Source organism: Chitinibacter sp. FCG-7, assembly GCF_040047665.1.
Classification (GTDB): Bacteria; Pseudomonadota; Gammaproteobacteria; order Burkholderiales; family Chitinibacteraceae; genus Chitinibacter; species Chitinibacter mangrovi.
The window spans coordinates 1,519,840-1,535,215 of the sequence record NZ_CP157355.1; the positions used below are offsets into that span (position 1 = coordinate 1,519,840).

Sequence of the window (15,376 nt, forward strand, 5' to 3'; positions counted from 1 at the left end):
TGAGACTGTTTACCACTCAACGAGCGACTCTCTCCCTCTTTCCTCTGCCAATTCAAATGTCTGGCGTCCGCCAGCTCGTGCTTAATTCCATCAATCAATCTCACCTTCGATCTATCGCTGCCTAACTGATCGAGGGTGGTTTTTGCATGCCGTTTTATACGGTCTGCTAATTAGATTTGGAGTTAATCATGAGAACCTTCTCGTGGAGCCTGTTGGCGACCAATATGGCGCTCGCAGGGCTCATCGCAGGTGCACCGTTGTCAGCATATGCCCTCACATTCGAAGCGGCACAAACGATTGCCTTGCGCGATGCACCGCAATTACAAGCAAGTCATGCGCAAATTACTGTCGCTCAACAATCTGCAATTCCTGCTGGTGAATTGCCCGATCCGAAAATTGAGTTAGGCATTGATAACCTACCTATTTGCAGGCCCAGATCGATTTAATCCCGGCCCCAATGGCATGGCGATGCAAACCTTCGGGATCATGCAAGAGTTTCCTCAATAGCGACAAACGTAATGCACGGGTTCAGGCCGCAAATGCGCGAATCAGCGTCAGTGAAATGGAAAATAAAATCGCGCGTAAAAATGTCGCTCGCGAGACTGCTCAAGCGTGGATTGCGCAGTATGGCCTTGAGCGGCAATTGACCTTGATTGATGAGCTTGAAGCTGAAAAACAAACTTTTAGCAAAGCAATTCAGGCGCAGCTTGCCTCCGGTAAAGGCAGCATCACCGATACCGTTTTACCCAAACAAGAATTGGCAAGACTGGAAGAAATGCGTGACGAGCTGACTGCTCGCCGACGACAAGCTACAGCGCAACTTCGCCGCTGGGTGGGCGTCGCCGCAGATGAAGGCGTCTCAGGCAACTTACCGGCATTTAATATTGATCAGCAATCACTACAAAACCGTGTCACAGATCGCCCAGAACTCGCAGCCTTTGACCCGAAAGGCAATGTGTTGGATGCCGAAATTGCCGAAGCCCGAGCCGGTAAAAAACCGAACTGGGGGTGTAGAGCTGAAATACCAGCGCAATCCTCAAGACGACGATTCAGTCATGCTGGAATTTACGTTTGATTTGCCTGTTTTTTCTGGCAAACGGCAAGACCCAATGATTGCGGCAAAAATCGCCGAACGTACAGCACTGGATGCCGAGCGCGAAGCTTCTCTGCGCGAACGAAGTGCCGAATTGGCCAATGACCTCGCTGATTTGCAACGTTTACAGCAATCTGATCAGCGTTATCAAACAACATTGCTGCCATTAGCAAAAGAAAAAAATCGCCCTGTCATTAACAGCTTGGAAAAGTGCTAAAGGCACTCTCAGCGAAGTGATTACTGCTCGTCGTGACCTGCTAGATACGCAGCTTAAAGCCATCGCAACTCTGACCGAGTTGCAGCAAATCCAAGCTCGAATGCACTTCACTTATCCGAATGGCCACACCTCTCGCAGGAGCTGAAGCAATGGAAAACCAAACAAACCATCATTGCACTCTCAATTGGTGCTGCACTTTTGGGCTTGGTATTGTCGGCGGTAGAATCAGTGCTTACGCCACATCAGGAGGCCAATACATCACCCACAGCCACTGAGAAAAAAGTTTTGTACTGGTTCGATCCAATGAAACCGGACGTTCATTTTGATAAACCAGGTCAATCGCCATTTATGGATATGGCCTGGTACCCAAATATGCAGGCGATACCACTGAATCATCTGGGGTAAAAATTGATCCTCAAACTTTGCAAAATACGGGCATGCGCCTAGCTCATGTTGAGCGCCACGCCGTTGCACTGAGTATTGATGCTACAGGCGTACTTGCCTTCAATGAGCGAAATATCTCTATTGAGCAGGCACGCAGCAATGGTTTTGTTGAGCGCGTGTGGGCCTTGGCACCTGGCGACATTATTGCTGCGGGCCAGCCTTTGGCCGAAGTGCTGACTCCAGAATGGACTCTACCGCGCAACATGAATTTTTAGCCATTCGCGATAGCGGCGATGCCGGTTTAATCAGCGCCGCTCGGGAACGATTGCGTCTAACTGGAATGCCTGCGGGTTTGATTTCTGAAGTTGAGAAAACAGGCAAAGTGAGCGCGCGTCAGACGTTACGCAGTACGCAAGCAGGTGTAATTCAAGAACTGTCAGTACGCAGTGGCATGACGCTAACGACTGGGCAAACCTCGCCAAAATCAATGACATCAGTTCGGTCTGGCTTGATGTTGCCGTACCGGAAGCACAATCGGCAGCAGTACAAATCGGCGGTAAGGCTGAAGTTTTATTAGCCGCCTTCCCCGGTATGAGCTGAACGGCAAAGTCACCGCCATTTTACCGACTTTGAATGATGCAAGCCGTAGCCTCAAAGTACGCGTGGAGCTACCAAATAAGGATGGCCACTTACGTCCTGGCATGTCTGCCCAAGTAAAATTGGCCAGTAAGGCCTCAAACTCAGCGCTCCTTGTTCCCACTGAAGCCATTATTCGCACTGGCAAACGATCTCTAGTGATATTAATCAGTAGTGAAAATCACTTTGAGCCCGTTGAAGTCACTTTGGGCGCTGAAGTGGGCGATAAAACCATGATTGTTAACGGCTTAAGTGAAGGTCAAAAAATCGTCGCGAGCGGGCAATTCCTGATCGATTCTGGAAGCCAATCTAGCTGGTGTTAAAACCAAGCTAGTGAGCAATAAAGCGGCTTCATCTGCTTCAAGGGCTGCCATGGCAATTGATGAAGCGGATGCAACGATCAAAGCCATTGATGGGCAGCAAAGTCACCTTGGCACATGGACATTTCAAAGTGGTTGGCATGGCTGCAATGACCATGGCTTATCCAGTTGCTCGCATCGAGATCCTTAAAGGGCTTAAAGTCGGCGACAAAGTCCGTGCCGGTGTTCGGCAAAGTGATGATGGCCTCGTTATTGAACAGCTTACCAAGCAAGGGGTTCAGCCATGATCGCCCATTTGATTCGCTGGTCGGTTGCCAACCGGTTCTTAGTACTGCTGGCCATGGCATTTTTAACGGCTTGGGGTGTCTGGGCGGTAAAAACCACACCGATCGATGCTCTGCCCGATTTATCTGATGTACAGGTGATTATTCGCACCAGTTATCCGGGGCAAGCACCACAGATCGTTGAAAACCAGGTTACTTATCCACTTACAACGACGATGCTATCCGTGCCCGGCGCAAAAACGGTGCGAGGGTTTTCTTTCTTTGGCGATAGCTTTGTCTATGTGCTGTTTGATGACCAAACTGACTTGTACTGGGCGCGTTCGCGGGTGTTGGAGTATCTAAATCAAATCCAGAGCCGCTTGCCCGCCTCGGCCAAGTCATCACTTGGCCCTGATGCCACAGGCGTTGGCTGGATTTACCAATATTCACTCGTCGATAAAACAGGTAAGCATGATTTATCTCAGCTTCGTGCTTTGCAGGATTGGTATCTGAAGTTTGAACTCAAAACACTCCCCAATGTGGCCGAAGTGGCCACGGTCGGTGGCATGGTCAAGCAATATCAAATCGTCATAGACCCGATTAAATTGGCGAGTTACGGCATTACTCAAACCGAGGTACGCGAAGCCGTTGAGAAAGCCAATCAGGAAACTGGTGGCGGTGTGCTTGAGGCCGGTGAAACCGAACTCGTAGTACGTACCGACGGCTATCTCAAGTCTATCAATGACTTCAAGGCTATACCCATCAGATTGGCCAATAATGTGCCTGTTTTGCTGGGCGATTTGGCGACCATCCAGCTCGGGCCGGAAATGCGGCGTGGGATTAGCGAGCTTGATGGCGAAGGTGAAGCCGTTGGCGGCGTCATCATTCTGCGCTCAGGCAAGAATGCGCGTGAAACCATTGCCGCCGTGCACGCCAAACTGGAGCAGCTCAAACCCAGCTTGCCTGCTGGCGTTGAGATCGTCACGACCTACGACCGTAGCCATTTGATCGATAGCGCCATTGATAATCTGAGTTTTAAATTACTAGAGGAATTTCTGGTCGTCGCGCTGGTGTGCGTGATTTTTTTGGGGCATTTTCGCTCTAGTTTGGTAGCGATTGTTTCCTTGCCATTGGGCGTTTTGATTGCGTTCCTCGTCATGCGCTATCAAGGCGTGAACGCCAATATCATGTCGCTGGGCGGGATTGCGATTGCCGTTGGCGCAATGGTCGATGCCGCTGTCGTCATGATTGAGAACGCGCATAAAAAAGTCGAAGCCTGGCAGCACGAACATCCCGAAGAGCAGCTTAAAGGCGAAGCGCATTGGCATGTAATGACTGAGGCTGCAGTAGAAGTCGGCCCTGCACTGTTTTTTTCCTTGCTAATTATCACGCTGTCTTTCATTCCAGTGTTTACGCTCGAAGCACAAGAAGGGACGACTATTTTACGCCGTTGGCATTTACCAAAACCTACGCGATGGCGGCAGCGGCGGCGCTTTCTGTGACGCTGATTCCCATTCTGATGGGCTACTGGATACGTGGCAAATTACCTGAAGAAAAACAAAATCCGCTTAATCGTTGGCTCATTAAAATTTATCGCCCTCTGCTTGACGCCGTATTGGCAAAACCAAAAACAACACTTGTCGTTGCTATGCTCGTATTTCTGTCTCGCGTTATGGCCAGTCAGTCGTCTGGGTGGCGAATTTCTGCCGCCGCTCGATGAAGGCGATTTACTGTATATGCCATCAGCCCTACCGGGTTTATCGGCGCAAAAAGCCAGCGAGCTGCTGCAGCAAACCAATCGGATGATTAAAACCGTTCCCGAAGTGGCGCGTGTTTCGGGTAAAGCTGGCCGCGCGGAAACTGCGACCGACCCTGCTCCACTGGAAATGTTTGAAACGACGATTCAGTTCAAACCTCGCGATCAATGGCGACCAGGCATGACGCCGAAAAAATTGATTGAGGAACTCGATAAGGCGGTGAAAGTACCTGGCATGGCCAACATTTGGGTACCGCCGATTCGTAATCGGATCGATATGTTGGCGACGGGGATTAAAAGCCCGATTGGCGTCAAAATTGCGGGCAGTAATTTGGATGACCTCGATAAAATTGCCCAGCAAGCTGGAAACCATCGCCAAAACGGTGCCTGGTGTTAGTTCAGCATTGGCCGAGCGGCTCACCGGTGGGCGCTATGTGGATGTCAAAATCGATCGTGCAGCCGCCGCACGTTACGGGCTCAATATCAGTGATGTTCAAGCCATTGTTGCCAGCGCTATCGGCGGTGACAATATTGGTGAAACAGTCGAGGGGTTGGCGCGCTTCCCCATCAATCTGCGTTATCCACGCGAATGGCGCGACACTGTTGAGAAAGTGGCCAATCTACCTATCGTTACGCCGCAAGGTATGCAAATAACCTTAGGCATGGTCGCAAAAATCTCGGTAAGTGATGGCCCGCCGATGCTCGCAAGAGAAAATGCGCGTCCAACCGGCTGGGTTTGATGTCGATGTGCGTGATCGTGATTTGGCTTTGTCGCGCACGACCTACGGCGTGCAGTCACCGAGCAAGTCGGCTGGAGCCGGGTATCAGCATCAGCTACTCAGGCCAGTTTGAATTTCTGGAGCGCGCCAACGCAAAACTCAAATTGGTGGTTCCAGCTACTCTACTGATTATCTTCGTACTGCTGTATCTGACGTTTAAACGCTTTGATGAAGCCTTGCTGATTATGGCGACACTGCCTTTGGCGCTCACAGGGGGCATCTGGTTTCTGTACTTACTGGGCTACAACCTGTCGATTGCAACCGGAGTCGGATTTATCGCGTTGGCTGGGGTATCTACCGAATTTGGCGTGATTATGCTGCTGTATCTGAAAAATGCATGGCAAGAGCGCTTGGATGATGGCAATCACGGCGATAAAGCCTTGCTCGAAGCGATTACTGAAGGGGCTGTATTACGAGTCCGACCCAAGGCGATGACTGTGGCGGTGATCATTGCAGGCTTGCTGCCGATTTTATTGGGTAGCGGTATTAGGCAGCGAGATCATGAGTCGAATTGCAGCGCCCATGGTGGGGGCATGGTGACAGCACCATTGTTATCGCTATTTATTATTCCTGTTGCTTATCAGTTAATGAGAAAGCAAAAGCCTAAAAAATTGATGAACTAACATACAACTGATGCTGCTGGTGTTGGATCTACTAAAAGGCCCAACACCAATATCCTTGCCACTGGTCAAGAATGACGCAAGATCATCCTCGACCATGATCAGCTCAAATGAATCATTGATTTCGCCCACTTCGGGCTTGAGTGAAAAAACTTAAACAGCGATAGAATCAACGCATGCAAAGCCAATACCGTGCAACCTCTTTTCGTAAAACGCAGATCGTGATCTTTTGCATCATGCTGTTTTGCGCATGGCTGCCTGTATCAAATGCATTGTCACTTGCTCATCAACCCTTGCCTGATCAATTCCAAATTCATAATCCATTGGACGTTGGCGATTACACTAAAGATGAAGCCGAGCAAAAGCTACAGCTCCCAGGTCATTCTCATGGTCATGTCAGCTTCGACCATACACACGATCTCCCCCAATGGTTCACTATTGGCTCAAATGTAAGCGCATCCTCGCATTCTGTGTGGCCACGCACTGACCAAGCCGAACCTCATTCGGCATCCACTAGCCCAGCAAAAACCACCCAAATTCCAATTTCGCTTGATTCTCACCGCGTAACACGGCAACTCATCACTGAAATGGAATTCCTATGCTTCAAGATCTCATTACGGGCTCATTACGCCTGTACTTGTGCGCGCGACAATCGCGTTCGCGCCAACGCACCTCTGCAATTCTAATTCTCCACATGCTCGAACAATCGTGGCCGCATGATGTTGAATTTGTGCGGCCAGCCTCAAGAGCGGTCTCGACATCTTCGCGCAAACGCTCATTCAATTTCACGGCCCCCACTCTAGCTTATAGGCATAAGTACAATCTTCATCGCCGAATTCATCTGACGGCGAGTAGATCAGGTACGTGAAACAACTCTGTTTTTCTATTACCAGAGCCAAACCATGACGCAGCCGACTCAATCCCCCCTGTGGAATTTGATTTTTTCTGCTGGATCATTGCCGCCGTTTCAACTTTAGGCAGCCTGTTCTTTAGCGAAGTGATGGCCATGCCGCCCTGTGTGTTGTGTTGGTATCAGCGCATTTTTATGTACCCACTGCTTTTTATTTTTAGTGTCGGCTTATTTCCGTTTGACGTGCGCTGTACCCGTTATGCGATGCCATTGGCCATCGGTGGCTGGTTGTTCGCGCTCTACCACACCTTGCTCTACAAGGGGTTCATCCCAGAGAACCTACAGCCTTGCTCGCAAGGTATTTCATGCGCCGACATGAAGCTCGATCTATTTGGTTTTATCACTATCCCACTTTTATCTTTAGTGGCTTTTTCCATTCTTATCGCGCTGCTGATTGCAGTGCAAAAAGGGACACAGAAATGAAGCGTTCAACTCTAATTATTGGCAGCAGCGTTGCTCTAATCACCGCATTTGCGGTGGGTACTTATATGTATACCAACCAGCAAAAACAGGAACAGCAGCAAATCGCCCAAAACAGCGGGCAAGAACTCAATCGCTTTGGCGCTCCATCGATAGGCGCAGCGGATGCGAAAGTCCATATCGTTGAATTTTTCGATCCCGCTTGCGAAGCTTGCCGTGCGTTTTGATCCGGTTGTTAAAAATACCCTTAATTTCAATGGCGACAAAGTCAAACTCACCTTGCGCTATGCCACTTTCCATCAAGGCTCTGATTACGTCGCCAGCGCTGGAAGCGACTCGCTTGCAAAATAAATACTGGGAATCTATCGAAGCAGTATTGGCCGCACAGCCCGAATGGGCTGCTCATGGCTCACCACAACCTGAACTGATCTGGAATGCTTTCGCTCAAATTGGCCTAGACGTTGAGAAAGCCAAGCTTGATATGAATAGCCCACAAATTGCCGCTCGCCTCGCTCAAGATGCGTACTGATGTGGTCACGCTGAAAGTTCAGAAAACACTGAGCTTTTTTGTAGAACAGCACCCCCTCACGAAGTTTGGTGCTGATGAATTTAACTCATTAGTGCAGTCGAAAGTCGATCTCGCCTACCCAAAATAATCCGTTCTTAATCAATAAACCTAAAGGGTATATGCCAATAAGCCAATTTTTAAAGGCGCTTTATCCATATACCCAATGCTAAAATCAGATGGGAGCATCTCAATGTCTCAATGTCCTTGTGGTTCAAAAAAGATTTAGCGGAATGCTGCGCGCCAATTATTGCGGGCACACCAGCGCCAACAGCGGAAGCGCTAATGCGTTCTCGGTACACCGCTTTTGCAACCAAACAGCTGGATCATCTTGAGCGAACACATGCACCTGAAGTTAAAGCAGACTTTAACCGAGCTGGAAGCCGAATATTTGGCAGAAAGTTGCGAATGGCGCAGTTTGGAAATCCGCAATGCAAAAGAAGATGGTGACAGCGCACAAGCTCGAATTTGCCATTCTGGTTTCGACGTGACCAAAAAGAAATGATTCAGGCTGAATTAGCCGGTTTTCGCCGTGAGGATAGCCAATGGCTTTATGTCAGTGGTGATTTGAACCCACATATCCCACAGCGCCATGTGAATAAAGTCTGGCGAAATGATCCTTGCCTTTGTGGCTCGGGCAAAAAAGCCAAAAAGTGTTGCGGCACGACACATAGACCAAGCTTAATTCATGGCTCAGCATTTTAATTGCACGGTTTGTGGCAAATGTTGTCATGGCCAGTTTTACTAACGTTGAAAGATGCTTATACCCATGCAAATCTTTTTCCTTTGGCTTCTTTGTGGACACCATTGAGACAAGGCCATAAAGATTACGATATGGCCTCTCGGTTAGGCATAACTAATCAGTGCTGGACAAAAAGCATGAGCTAGCAGCCACGATTACGGTTGCTGTTATATACCGACGACATTTGCGTGCCCCGCATTACGCGCCGATAAACTGTGCAGGTAGTACACGAAACGAAACCACTTCGCTGTCGCTCAGTGCCATTTTCGCCCTACCGCGATGAACAGTACCAAGCAGAAGCATTTAAATTTCCAGCCGATTGGGAATGCGATACTTCGGACATCTGCGCCGATTGTGTTTCAGAAACAAAAAATAGTCGTTCGCGAAGATTTTGATTTGAGCGCCAAGCGTTGTTGTCCGATGTGCCAACGATACGCAGCTATGCAGATTACACCCTTAAATATTCGCCGATGATCGTTAATAACCTAGCGCAAGCTTCTCTGAAAGCTAAGTCTGAGCCAAATTATCACCAGCTTATCTTCTTTTTAACCGCAACGCGGCATCCTGATGCGCAGCTTATTGCAGCAAAACAGCTTTTCATATTGAGGCAATTCGTAGCTCAAACTGCGGAAACAACAGATTTGGCCGAGTACCACCAACGTTATATTTGCTGGGAAAAAGAGATGAGCTTTTTGGCAAACCGCAACACTTAAGGAGTGGAGTTATGCTGGCATGCGGGTTTCAGCCTAAATGCGTGTGTTTTTTGTCTGGTTTGGCCTCGATATTCATATCGGCCAAGCCTTGCAAAATACCGCAAGAATCTACCGTTTGCTCGGTTTGGCATTGTCGGCGCAAATCAGCCAATTGCTGTTTGAGATGCTCCACTCCTTAATGCGTACTTCAACATGCTCAATGTGCTGGTCAAACACCGAATTGATAAGCACTACAACCATCAGCGGGCTTGATCGGCTAAACGCAATAAGGTATGGATTTCTTCGTGGCTCATATCGAGCGCACGGCAGTTTCGAATGAAGCGCAAACGCTCTGACATGTTCGGCGTTATAGGTACGGAAATTGCCAGAGGTTCGCGCTGGCGCAGCCAATAAAGTTCTTTTTCGTAAAAACGAATGGTTTCAACCGAACATTGTGCGATATGCGCTAACTCACCGATTTTCATAATCGACTCCAAATAGGTCTTGACCCTGTAGTTACTTCATGATTTTTAATGTACTGCATCATAGCTTGAGGAATAGATCATGTCCAAGTACCAGCGCTTTCAAAGTGCCAGTAAAAATGAAAGCACGCCGTGTGCACCCTCATGTTGTGGGGGTCATAACTTCAATTGAAGCGCAGAAATCCCGCAGTGGATTTGGAACCACTCGCAGCGACAAAAAGCAGCCAAGATGATATGCAGACCCCGATTCGCATTATGCAAATGGATTGCCCGACCGAAGAGGGCTTGCTGCGCAAAAAACTTGGCGAGCATGGAGGTGTTAGCGGCATGCAATTCAATTTAATGCAGCGTGTGCTAACGGTAACGCACGAGCCAGACGGCTAGACGCGGTGCTGGACGCGGATTCGCTCTTAGGCTTTACACCTGAACTCGCTAGCGACGCCGCGCCTGCAGCCGAGCCCGCCAAACCATGGTGGCCATTGGCTCTGGCAGGTATTGCCGCCATTGCATCAGAAATAGCGCATTGAGCGGTTTACCCCAGTGGAGTATTGCCACGCTGGCAATTATCGCCGTATTGGCTTGTGGTCTCACGACGTATAAAAAAGGCTGGGTCGCGATTCGCAATGGCAATTTAAATATCAATCGCCTTGATGAGCATCGCCGTCACTGGCGCTTTGCCAATCGGTCAATGGCCGGAAGCAGTGATGGTGATGGTGCTGTTTACGATTGCCGAGCTGATCGAAGCCAAATCGCTTGATCGCGCGCGCAATGTGCAATTCTGGTTTGATGCAACTCACGCCAGAAGTGGCCAGCAGTACAGACAGGCTGACGGCAGTTGGCGCGAAGCCGCCGCTAAATCGGTAGCGCCCCAAGCGCGCGTGCGGATTGAAACTGGGTGAGCGTATTGCACTCGATGGCGTGATTGTTAGCGGGCAATCGAGCATAACTAAAGCGCCGATTACCGGCGAGAGTTTGCCGATCGAAAAAACCATCGGCGATGCAGTGTTTGCTGGCACGATCAGTGCAATTGGGTTCGTTCGAATACACAGTGACAGCGGCGGCAGGCGACAGCACGCTGGCGAGGATTATTCATGCGATTGAAGCGGCGCAAGGCGCGCGCGCCGACGCAGCGTTTTGTCGATCAATTTGCCCGCGTGTACACGCCGATTGTGTTTGCGATAGCGCTTTGGCGATTGCCGTCGCCGCCGCTATTTTTCGGCGGTGAATGGCTGGCGTGATTTATAAAGCGCTGGTGCTACTGGTCATCGCTTGCCCGTGCGCGTTGGTGATTTCAACACCAGTCACCATCGTTAGCGGCTTGCTAGAAGCTGCGCCACCGGGATTTTGGTTAAAGTGGCGGCGTGTATTTAGAAGAAGGGCGCAGTTAGCGTGGCTGGCGCTGGATAAAACCGGCACGATTACGCATGGCAAATCGGTGCAACTGATTTCATCGTGCTCGGCGCGCATGATGCTGCTGAGGTACAAAGCCTCGCCGTCAGCCTTGCCAGTCGCTCCGATCATCCGGTTTCGCGCGCCGTAGTGCTAGCGGCGCAAAACATTACGTGTACAAAAACGCTCGCGATTTGAGCAATAGCTGGGCGCGGCACTCGGTGGCGTCATTAACGGTCAGCAATATCATCTGGTAATCATCGACTAGTTCATGAATAGCTGGTGCTCGCCTCGAGCTCGAAACGGCAGCTCTTTGCGCTGGAACAGCGGCAAAACAGTGATTTTGTTTGCCAATGAAGCGAGAGTAATCGCGCTATTTGCCGTTGCTGATACCGTCAGAGAGCAGTAGTCGCATGGCGATTGCCGAGCTGCAGTAAACCGGGCGTTAAAACCATTATGTTGACCGGCGACAATGCTCACACGGCGCGCGCGATTGCCGATCAAGTCGGCATCGACGAAGCGCGGTGGTGATCTGCTGCCCGAGGATAAATTACAAGTTATCGAAAGTAAACCCAGTGAACACAGGCAAAGTCGGCATGGTCGGCGATGGTATTAACGACGCGCTGGCGCTGGCGCGCCGATATTGGTTTTAGCGATGGGCGCTGCGGTACGGCACGGCAACTGAAACGGCCGATGTGGCACCTATGTGACTGATGATTTACGCAAATTACCGCGCTTTATTCGGCTTTCGCAGCGCACCCACGCGATTTTGCTGCAAAACATTGCAGCTGGTTTTGGGCATTGAAATTGTCTTTTAGAGTTGACTTTAACAGGCAACGGCAACGATGGTGTGGCCAGTCTTTGCTGACGTGGGTGCAAGCCTATTAGTCGTATTTAACGGCTTACAGGCTATTACAAAAATGACTTGGAAATTTCTACTCTACGATTGGGCGGGGCTGGGACTGTATAGGAGGGAGATAAAAAAAAACTAAAGGGATATTGTTATGTCTTCTGGGATAATGAAATCGTGAGGTGATTAGAAAAAAATAAAAAATTATAGGTTAGGAGGGAATATTTTCTATGACGAAAATAAGATCTAATCAGGGGAGGATGTTGCTAAAATCAGTGGGGGTGTTGATTATGAAATAGCTCACCCAATGGAGTAGAAATTTTCTGTATTTTGATAGTTTGGGTTAAATATAAACCAAAAAAGGATCAATGTGGTGCGGGCATAAAAAAAATTTTAATCAAAAACCAGGATTTTGCTGAAAAATTGCTGTTGGGAAGTATGAAATAATTTTTAGCGATTTAAAGGAAGAAAGGAGCTCTTTGAGGGGGATGTTATTTATTTAAATATAAATAAAAAGAGAAAACTTTTACAGATTAACGCAGTAACTATTTCGCATCATTAATCAAAGCACACCGAGCGACCTCTCCTTTGGCTTGGATGTTTAGCAACATCCTCGGCAACTACTGGAATGCTCCAATAGTTATGCTAGGGCTATGGCTCTATTCGAGATCGACTAACCAAATCAGCCAAACATCTAAGATCCGGCTGAAACCATTTATTTTATTGTTGCTTTCGGGCTAGCATATGTCCGCAGTCACTGTTTTAAAACAGTTCTTCAATTTTCCGCGACCACTCACCGTTTTTTGGTGATTTAGCACGAGTGATTGGAATGCCCGAGTGGAATACAGCTTCGCCAAGCGGGCATTCAACTTATGCAGACACTCTGTTGCTGGCACGCTGTGGCCACTCGATCAAACCTCGCCTGCAAGTCTTCGCTCATAGCGTACCCCGTCCTTGTTGGCTGGTCTCTGTATTGCATCTGGAATGCACTTCCCCGCCGATGTTTTACTTGGTTGGGATTATTGGTTTTTATGCGCCGTGTTTACGACAAAAAAAGGTCTCACTAGGGTGCTCCAATTTGTAATGGAATTCAGTACTCGATATGAATACAAGCAGTACGAACTGGCTATCTGCACTGAATTAATTAACTCCTTCAGTCAACGAATACAGCTCTAAACCGTTATTTCTGGTTTGGTTTTTCTGGCCTGCGATGTTGACCTTTCTTGATCAGGCGATCAAAATCAGTGCACCGCGACGCTATTACTCATTGAACGGCTACATGGCTCGGATTACGCCGTGGTTTAACTGGGTGCATGTTTTAAATCCGGGTGCAGAGGTTTTCATTTCTCGCTGACGCTGGCGGTTGGCAACGGCACTTTTTCACCATTGTGGCGGGCGTCGTCTGCACTTATTTGCTCTGGTTACTGCGGCGCGCTGAAAAGCCGCTTAGAAACTGTCGCTTGGCATTTTGATTGTTGGCGGTGCACTAGGGAATGTGATTGATCGAATCAGAATCGGTCGGTGGTCGATTACTTAGATTTTTACTGGCAGACGTGGCATTAGTCAGTGGTTCAATTTGCATGATATTTTCGTAAAGTGCTCACGCTTTGCTGATGGCCATTTCAGCTATTTACCATCAAGAAAAATAAATAATAGAGTAATGAAAACTCCGTCATATTATCTTTCTACTTCTTGGTTTTCTAGCCAGCCCATTGGCTGCTGCAAACGATGAAATGCTCAATCGGACAGTTCATATTGCAAAGCGAAGCAGTGCTTATCGATGCGCTCTCAGTCACCTTGCAGCACGCCATTATGACCTCAAACGCTTATCAGGGCAGCAATCCAAGCTTCGAAACGTCTAGCCAAGATAGAAATGAGTAAACGCCAACAAGACTTGCAACGATTACATCAACTGAGCAAAACCCAAGTACCCACCCCAAAGTCACCGGTCAACCTCAACAATAATGGCCTCGCCTACCAAAAGTCGATGTTACAAAACCATGCTCGACTTATTGAGCTCGCAGAATTTGGCTCTAAGCTGAAGCTTCAAATCCAATTGACGTTATTTGAAGTCATTATCAGGTGACGTAACTTGAGTTTTCTATGCTGAACAATATTCTTAGTATCCTAAGACATAATTGATTTGCAATAAAAATCAAGCTTTTATCGAGGGTTTGATGGATACTTTATGGCTGCAGAGTATTGTAATCGGATTAACGCTACTGATATGCCCAGCGGCGGCGTTGTATTCTCCGTAGGGCACGCGGGGGCATCCGGGTATTTGGCAGCAATGGCCTTATTTGGTTAGCTCCAGCGATGATGAAACCCACTGCTTTAACCCCGAACATCCTTTGTGGTGATCATTGCCACGACCAAGTTTTACCGGGCTGGCTGCTTCTCATGGAAGTTGTTTACCCCTTGCCATCAGCTCGGTGCCGTTTGCCTTCATAGGCGGGTCGATTTCTTTGCCGGGAGTACCTGTACAAGCCTGTTGTTGGCCTTGTCCTGCTGTATTCAGCCTACCGGACTGATTGCTGGGAGAGGGGTCAAAACGGAGTAACGCAGCCGCCGCTACTACCGGTTGCGGCATCTGGCGCAGGCATAAGCATGCTATCCGGGCTGACAGGCGTTGGCGGTGGTATTTTCCTTAGCCCACTGCTATTGTTTGCGGGGTGGGCTGAAACACGGCAAAGCATCTGAATGTCGCAGCCGCATTCATTTTGGTGAATTCGGCTGCCGCTTTGCTCGGACACTACTCTGGCGGTGTCCCATATCCTCCGCTGAGGTTGTCTTTGGGCTCCAGCAGCAATTCTTGGTGGTTGGATTGGGGCGCATAGGCAGCAAACAACTTCCAGCCCCGTGATTTTGAAGCTGCTCATGCTGTTTTGCTCGGTAGCCGCCTGAAGATGCTTTTCAGCATTTACTAGCCCCTGTAACCAACGGGAATACTGAGTTTTCGGCTAGCCCTTCTTTGCGATGACCAATAATCCGGCAACATCAGCCCAGCGCCAATCACCAGTGCGCAAGGCATGATTACTTTCGTAAACAAGCCATGCCAAAGAGCATGGCCACTATCACGCTGCCCTTGTCGATTAGCGCCACGGTAGCCACGTCGCCAACCTTGAGCGCCTTGTAGTAAAAAAAATCCACGATAGCGCCGTTGTAACCCCCGGACAAACCTAGTTGCACAGTAGACTGCGCTGCCCCACTGACGCCAGTTCTGCAATGGAACGGAGGCTGCAGCAAAAAGCAGCACTA

26 protein-coding genes and 3 pseudogenes are annotated in these 15,376 nt (G+C 49.0%); 27 read left to right on the forward strand and 2 right to left on the reverse strand.

The genetic code is table 11. The annotated features are described in order from the left end of the window. Positions 1-188 precede the first annotated feature (188 nt). The 20 genes and pseudogenes from ABHF33_RS07170 to ABHF33_RS07250 all read left to right on the forward strand — a co-directional run bounded on the left by ABHF33_RS07170 (position 189) and on the right by ABHF33_RS07250 (position 9,418). The gene (locus ABHF33_RS07170; RefSeq protein ID WP_348946310.1) at positions 189-446 is read left to right on the forward strand and encodes a hypothetical protein; all 258 of its coding nucleotides are present in this window, start codon (positions 189-191) and stop codon (positions 444-446) included. A gap of 11 nt (positions 447-457) precedes the next feature. Continuing rightward, positions 458-1,075 carry a TolC family protein gene (locus tag ABHF33_RS07175; RefSeq protein ID WP_348946612.1) on the forward strand — a complete coding sequence of 206 codons (618 nt, stop codon included), beginning with the start codon at positions 458-460 and terminating at the stop codon, positions 1,073-1,075. Between the two features lie 34 nt (positions 1,076-1,109). Then, the gene (locus ABHF33_RS07180; protein ID WP_348946311.1) at positions 1,110-1,310 is read left to right on the forward strand and encodes a hypothetical protein; all 201 of its coding nucleotides are present in this window, start codon (positions 1,110-1,112) and stop codon (positions 1,308-1,310) included. A 228-nt stretch (positions 1,311-1,538) separates the two neighbouring features. Next, the gene (locus ABHF33_RS16935) at positions 1,539-1,715 is read left to right on the forward strand and encodes a heavy metal-binding domain-containing protein (RefSeq protein WP_432803972.1); all 177 of its coding nucleotides are present in this window, start codon (positions 1,539-1,541) and stop codon (positions 1,713-1,715) included. A gap of 32 nt (positions 1,716-1,747) precedes the next feature. Beyond that, a complete protein-coding gene (locus tag ABHF33_RS07185; RefSeq protein ID WP_348946313.1) occupies positions 1,748-1,969 on the forward strand; it encodes an efflux RND transporter periplasmic adaptor subunit in 222 nt (73 codons plus the stop codon). Further along, positions 1,939-2,653: pseudogene (locus ABHF33_RS07190) on the forward strand (efflux RND transporter periplasmic adaptor subunit). Before ABHF33_RS07185 ends, ABHF33_RS07190 begins: the two are co-directional and overlap by 31 nt. Positions 2,654-2,712: 59 nt before the next feature. Next, on the forward strand, positions 2,713-2,937 hold the full coding sequence (locus ABHF33_RS07195; protein WP_348946314.1) for a copper-binding protein: 225 nt from the start codon (positions 2,713-2,715) through the stop codon (positions 2,935-2,937). Further along, a complete protein-coding gene (locus ABHF33_RS07200) occupies positions 2,934-4,415 on the forward strand; it encodes an efflux RND transporter permease subunit (protein ID WP_348946315.1) in 1,482 nt (493 codons plus the stop codon). The genes ABHF33_RS07195 and ABHF33_RS07200 overlap by 4 nt, the downstream gene beginning before the upstream one ends. Beyond that, positions 4,412-4,633: a hypothetical protein gene (locus ABHF33_RS07205; protein WP_348946316.1), complete on the forward strand. Its 222-nt coding sequence runs from the start codon at positions 4,412-4,414 to the stop codon at positions 4,631-4,633. The genes ABHF33_RS07200 and ABHF33_RS07205 overlap by 4 nt, the downstream gene beginning before the upstream one ends. Next, positions 4,557-5,066, forward strand: coding sequence for an efflux RND transporter permease subunit (locus tag ABHF33_RS07210; RefSeq protein WP_348946613.1), 510 nt, complete (start codon positions 4,557-4,559; stop codon positions 5,064-5,066). The genes ABHF33_RS07205 and ABHF33_RS07210 overlap by 77 nt, the downstream gene beginning before the upstream one ends. Then, positions 5,005-5,409: an efflux RND transporter permease subunit gene (locus tag ABHF33_RS07215; RefSeq protein WP_348946317.1), complete on the forward strand. Its 405-nt coding sequence runs from the start codon at positions 5,005-5,007 to the stop codon at positions 5,407-5,409. Before ABHF33_RS07210 ends, ABHF33_RS07215 begins: the two co-directional genes overlap by 62 nt. Then, positions 5,409-6,071, forward strand: coding sequence for an efflux RND transporter permease subunit (locus tag ABHF33_RS07220; protein ID WP_348946318.1), 663 nt, complete (start codon positions 5,409-5,411; stop codon positions 6,069-6,071). Before ABHF33_RS07215 ends, ABHF33_RS07220 begins: the two co-directional genes overlap by 1 nt. A gap of 173 nt (positions 6,072-6,244) precedes the next feature. Then, positions 6,245-6,754 (forward strand): hypothetical protein, encoded by a 510-nt coding sequence (locus ABHF33_RS07225; RefSeq protein ID WP_348946319.1) that lies wholly within the window; start codon positions 6,245-6,247, stop codon positions 6,752-6,754. A 242-nt stretch (positions 6,755-6,996) separates the two neighbouring features. After that, positions 6,997-7,401, forward strand: a complete 405-nt coding sequence (locus ABHF33_RS07230; RefSeq protein WP_348946320.1) for a disulfide bond formation protein B — start codon at positions 6,997-6,999, stop codon at positions 7,399-7,401. Beyond that, a complete protein-coding gene (locus ABHF33_RS07235) occupies positions 7,398-7,625 on the forward strand; it encodes a thioredoxin domain-containing protein (RefSeq protein WP_348946321.1) in 228 nt (75 codons plus the stop codon). The genes ABHF33_RS07230 and ABHF33_RS07235 overlap by 4 nt, the downstream gene beginning before the upstream one ends. Then, positions 7,622-7,927 (forward strand): DsbA family protein, encoded by a 306-nt coding sequence (locus ABHF33_RS07240; RefSeq protein WP_348946322.1) that lies wholly within the window; start codon positions 7,622-7,624, stop codon positions 7,925-7,927. The genes ABHF33_RS07235 and ABHF33_RS07240 overlap by 4 nt, the downstream gene beginning before the upstream one ends. Before the next feature lie 321 nt (positions 7,928-8,248). After that, a pseudogene (locus ABHF33_RS16940) lies at positions 8,249-8,296 on the forward strand (hypothetical protein); the annotation flags it as partial. Between the two features lie 10 nt (positions 8,297-8,306). Further along, complete coding sequence (locus ABHF33_RS07245) at positions 8,307-8,468, forward strand: hypothetical protein (protein WP_348946323.1); 162 nt, start codon at positions 8,307-8,309, stop codon at positions 8,466-8,468. Next, positions 8,465-8,668: an SEC-C metal-binding domain-containing protein gene (locus tag ABHF33_RS16945; protein WP_432803973.1), complete on the forward strand. Its 204-nt coding sequence runs from the start codon at positions 8,465-8,467 to the stop codon at positions 8,666-8,668. Before ABHF33_RS07245 ends, ABHF33_RS16945 begins: the two co-directional genes overlap by 4 nt. 507 nt (positions 8,669-9,175) lie before the next feature. Then, a complete protein-coding gene (locus ABHF33_RS07250) occupies positions 9,176-9,418 on the forward strand; it encodes a hypothetical protein (protein ID WP_348946325.1) in 243 nt (80 codons plus the stop codon). A 28-nt stretch (positions 9,419-9,446) separates the two neighbouring features. Here ABHF33_RS07250 and ABHF33_RS07255 read toward each other — a convergent pair whose 3' ends face one another. Both ABHF33_RS07255 and ABHF33_RS07260 read right to left on the reverse strand, forming a co-directional pair. Then, positions 9,447-9,590, reverse strand: coding sequence for a hypothetical protein (locus ABHF33_RS07255; RefSeq protein WP_348946327.1), 144 nt, complete (start codon positions 9,588-9,590; stop codon positions 9,447-9,449). Between the two features lie 67 nt (positions 9,591-9,657). Next, entirely contained in the window at positions 9,658-9,882 is a 225-nt protein-coding gene (locus ABHF33_RS07260) for a MerR family transcriptional regulator (RefSeq protein ID WP_348946328.1), read from the reverse strand. 231 nt (positions 9,883-10,113) lie between these two features. Between ABHF33_RS07260 and ABHF33_RS07265 the strand changes: the two genes are divergently transcribed. The 7 genes and pseudogenes from ABHF33_RS07265 to ABHF33_RS16955 all read left to right on the forward strand — a co-directional run bounded on the left by ABHF33_RS07265 (position 10,114) and on the right by ABHF33_RS16955 (position 14,818). Further along, entirely contained in the window at positions 10,114-10,263 is a 150-nt protein-coding gene (locus tag ABHF33_RS07265) for a hypothetical protein (RefSeq protein ID WP_348946329.1), read from the forward strand. A gap of 266 nt (positions 10,264-10,529) precedes the next feature. Next, complete coding sequence (locus ABHF33_RS07270) at positions 10,530-10,778, forward strand: hypothetical protein (RefSeq protein ID WP_348946330.1); 249 nt, start codon at positions 10,530-10,532, stop codon at positions 10,776-10,778. 19 nt (positions 10,779-10,797) lie between these two features. After that, positions 10,798-10,980, forward strand: a complete 183-nt coding sequence (locus ABHF33_RS07275; protein WP_348946614.1) for a hypothetical protein — start codon at positions 10,798-10,800, stop codon at positions 10,978-10,980. Continuing rightward, a complete protein-coding gene (locus ABHF33_RS07280; protein WP_348946331.1) occupies positions 10,971-11,117 on the forward strand; it encodes a hypothetical protein in 147 nt (48 codons plus the stop codon). The genes ABHF33_RS07275 and ABHF33_RS07280 overlap by 10 nt, the downstream gene beginning before the upstream one ends. Further along, on the forward strand, positions 11,105-11,419 hold the full coding sequence (locus tag ABHF33_RS07285) for a hypothetical protein (protein ID WP_348946332.1): 315 nt from the start codon (positions 11,105-11,107) through the stop codon (positions 11,417-11,419). Before ABHF33_RS07280 ends, ABHF33_RS07285 begins: the two co-directional genes overlap by 13 nt. Before the next feature lie 2,170 nt (positions 11,420-13,589). Continuing rightward, positions 13,590-13,675, forward strand: a pseudogene (locus ABHF33_RS16950) (signal peptidase II); the annotation flags it as partial. Between the two features lie 921 nt (positions 13,676-14,596). Continuing rightward, positions 14,597-14,818 carry a TSUP family transporter gene (locus tag ABHF33_RS16955; RefSeq protein ID WP_432803974.1) on the forward strand — a complete coding sequence of 74 codons (222 nt, stop codon included), beginning with the start codon at positions 14,597-14,599 and terminating at the stop codon, positions 14,816-14,818. Positions 14,819-15,376 lie beyond the last annotated feature (558 nt).